General features: G+C 54.6%; 2 protein-coding genes and 2 pseudogenes. All 4 read right to left on the reverse strand.

The annotated features are described in order from the left end of the window. Positions 1-691 (reverse strand): annotated as a pseudogene (locus tag VVR41_RS10550) (DNA methyltransferase); the annotation flags it as partial. Between the two features lie 286 nt (positions 692-977). Then, positions 978-2,221 (reverse strand): annotated as a pseudogene (locus VVR41_RS10555) (IS3 family transposase). Positions 2,222-3,106: 885 nt separating this feature from the next. Continuing rightward, the gene (locus tag VVR41_RS10560; protein ID WP_368524735.1) at positions 3,107-3,268 is read right to left on the reverse strand and encodes a hypothetical protein; all 162 of its coding nucleotides are present in this window, start codon (positions 3,266-3,268) and stop codon (positions 3,107-3,109) included. Between the two features lie 50 nt (positions 3,269-3,318). Further along, positions 3,319-3,764 (reverse strand): hypothetical protein (locus VVR41_RS10565; RefSeq protein WP_368524736.1); only part of this gene is annotated, 446 nt, incomplete at its 5' end.

The raw sequence follows: 3,764 nt of genomic DNA on the forward strand, positions 1-3,764 counted from the left end.
TAGTTGTTACGAAAGCGAACCGTCCGTTACGGGTACTGAAAAGGTCAAGGCTTTTTATGTGCCAACACGTGACGTAGTCCAATCTCGAGATGTTTTTACGTCTCCATACAGCTTTCATTTCCTCGAGCTGCTGTTTTGTGCGCGTATCTTGACCGATAAATGGTGGGTTGCCAAAGATAAACGTCTCCCCCACTGCTTTGGGCAGCGCTTCCGTCCAGTCCAGGGCGAGAGCGTTTCCGTGGACGATGTGGGCGGTAATCGTAATAGGCAAACGCTGCGGCGGACGCCCCACCGCATTCGCCAACTCCTTATTCGCCTGATGATCCACCAGGAACATCGCCGTCTCTGCAATCTTTGCCGGCCACCAGTTCAGCTCAAATCCGTAGAACTGCCCAATCGACAGTTTCTGCTCCCACTCAATATTTAGCGACATACCCGTCTCGCCACGGCGCTGACGGATAGCCACGATAAGGTCCGTTTCAATACGGCGCAGTTCTTTATAGGCGGTGAGCAGGAAGTTTCCCGCACCACAGGCCGGGTCGCAGAAAATATGGGCAGCCAGTGAGTCGCGGAATTCTTCTAACTTGCGCACCGGGGTGGCGGGGTTGGAGACCAGCTTGTCAGCCTGGGCACGCAACTCGTCGAGGAAGAGCGGTCCGATGGTCTTGAGGATGTTGGTCTTCGAGGTGTACCTTGAAAAACATACTACGGATGTTACTCAAATTCATCCATCAAAATAGATCCTTGAGCGACCACCTGGGATCCATCTTCAAGAAGTGGCCAAACACTGCTGTTCCCCAGCCAAGAAGTCAGCAAAGGAGAAAAACTCTTCCGGCAGCGAACGAATGAGATGCCACCAGAGGGCTTCTTCAAGTGGAAATCCGGGATTCCGATTTCTAGGGGTTTAGCTCGGGAACCGCAGTTCAGTACGGACGATAACTACTACTACGTATTCTGAAGTGCCCCGGGTTTTGTTCCTAGGCATGTGCCTTGATTTCCATTATGTCCTGAGCTGAGCTTTTGCGCCAAAATTCTGATTCATCTGATTCAACCTCCGCCGGCGTGCGGTAGTCGAGGGATTGGTGGAGCCGTGATTCGTTCCACCAATTCACCCATTCAAACGTCGCGATTTCCACCTGGACAACGTCCGCCCACCTCCGAGTTTGAATGAGTTCATTCTTGTAGGAACCGTTAACGTTTTCAGCCAGAGCATTGTCGTAGGAGTCACCGACAGTCCCAGTAGACGCAGCGATCCCGTGCTCAGCCAGACGCTCGTTGTAGACGATGCTGACGTATTGCAAGCCGTGGTCCGAATGGTGAACTAGACCTTCGGTTTTCTTCGCACACACAATCGCTTGGTTTCAGCGCCTGCAGCGGCAACGCCTCGGTACGCATCGAGTTTGACAACGCCCACCCGACAATCCTGCGGGAATACACATCAGTGACAAATGCGGTGTAGACGAAGCCTTTCCGCGTGCGCACATAGGTGATGTCAGCCACCCACAGTCGGTTGGGGCTAGGCGCTCTGAATTCACGATTAACCAGATCAGGTCGCACATCCGGCCCCTTCGGTGTGCGGGTCGTGCGAGGTGCACCGCCTTTGCCTTTGCCGGACAGACCGGCCAGGCGCATCAGCCGAGCAGTCTGCTCGCGGCCGATATCAATGCCTTCACGTCGAAGGGCACGCCACATTTTCCGCACGCCGTAGACGCCGTAATTGTCAGCGTGAACCTGTCGAACATGCTCCATGACGGCTGCGTCACGAAGTGCGCGGGCACTTAAGTCCCGGGCTTTCGACTGCCTGTAACCACGCGAGGTAATGAAGCCACCTTCACGATTATTCTTCAACGCCGCACAGATGAACTCGACCGTGAAACGATCCCGATACTCATCGACGAACCGGATCATTTCCGACGTGTTGGGCCGAGTTCCGATGCGAAAAAGCCGAGGCAGCTTTCAACAGCTCGTTGATGTCACGTAGCTCCTGAGCTTCGCGCCGTAGCCTGGCGTTTTCAGCTGCCAAGTCTTCAGGCAAATGTTCAGGGACTCGTCCGTCGCGACGAGCAGCCTGCGTCCACTGTCGGGATGTGTGCCACGAGACACCCAGTTTGGGTGCGACAGCCCGACATGCGTCTTGCATCGAAAGATTTTCCGCCACGATACGGTCTTCAACGAGACGGACAACGCGGTCCTTCGCATCCTGGTCAAATTTCCTCGGCATGTTCCAGATTTTCCCATCTACTCAAACGGAACAAAACCTGGGGCACTTCAGTGTTGCTTCGAGAACAATGCGGCTCTGTACATCACTCGACCACGAGATCACCAAATAAAAGAAGAGCCATTTTCGTTGGGTTATGAGATATGCATCTCACCGGAATTCTTCTGACCCGTCCCAAAGAAGTAATTGTTAGGGCAGGAGAACGATATAAGTCGTGGCCTTCAGGTCGCCCCCCTTGACAATAGCCACGGTTTTCCATTGTAGCGGACTGGGGCTCCGGAGTCTCCCGGGACGGTACGCGACTGTACGACGATGGGTTTTACAGGATGTAGTGCACCGTTCAGATAAGCTTCACGCAGTGGCGATGTTAGCGAGGTGATCTTCCCGAAGCTATCTCCCGCCGAAGAATTGATGTCAAGATCGTCACCTAACGAAGGCGAGTAGTTTGCTACCCCCTCATCAAATACTACTGTGGTGGATGAGAAGAGACGAACCTCCGCGAGGTCCATACCTCGTCCTTCTGGAAGATAGTTATGCTCGATGTAGCCGACAGCGCGTTCGTCGACAAGCACCTCTGAGCCGACTGGGCCACAGTGTCCTGCAGTGTAGGCCTTGTTGTCCACAAGCGTCAACGAGCAGCGCATTCGGGCCTGAGACGGGGATACCACCTCGATCATGGAGCCGCTGCTCACAACTGGAGTCGATCGCAAATCAAGGAGGCTTGACAAGTTCCATAATCTAGGCTGGGGAGGTTCAGACGACGTAAAGGAACTTCCAGCCACCTGAGCGGTTGCAGGTACATCCATGCTGATGAGTAACATGAACGGGAGAAAAACAGAAGCGGCGCTTCGCCTGAAGCGTCGCTTCCTTGCTGGAGTGCCAGTCATACTACTTGGATTTTTTCGACTGCCAGTAGGCCAAGAGAATCGATAGAACTGCAACCACGAATGTTGCTGGCCAAGGGTTGTTGACGCCTAGGAGACTGAGGACGGCATAGGTCACCATGGCGCCGATGAGCGCAGTCAGCCCGAGTGCGACGATGTTGTTCAATCGATTAACCTCCTCTTGTGAAGTTAGGTGATCAGTAGCGGTGATTTTGACTACGAACACCAGATGAGGGAGCCGACACCGGTGGCGATACCGGTGGTCACGGCACCCGCGCCAGCCCCCGCAAGGCAGCCAACCCCGGCGAACCAGACGCCACCCGCACAACCACCGGCGGCGCCACCAACCACACCACCGACCGCGTTCTTGCCGACGCAACTCCAGTACCCGTATGGTGAGTACACGTCAGTCGGAGTGATAACCAGTTCGTGGTCAGTCACTTGATGGAAAGACAGAGTGGCAGTCCTGCCCACCTCATCCTTCAGCTGTGGGGTGAGAACATCGACGATTTCTCCATCGGCGTCGACGACGTTGACGTTCTTCCCGTCGCTAACGAATCGGCTGTTCTCGCTTAGTTCGACAACAATGTTGCCATTCTCCTGCTCCTTTGCTTCAAAGCTCACGGCGTTTTCGTCGATTGGAGCGGCCGACTGAGAACTAG

It is taken from the genome of Corynebacterium sp. LK2510 (assembly GCF_040946405.1).
Taxonomy (GTDB): domain Bacteria; phylum Actinomycetota; class Actinomycetes; order Mycobacteriales; family Mycobacteriaceae; genus Corynebacterium.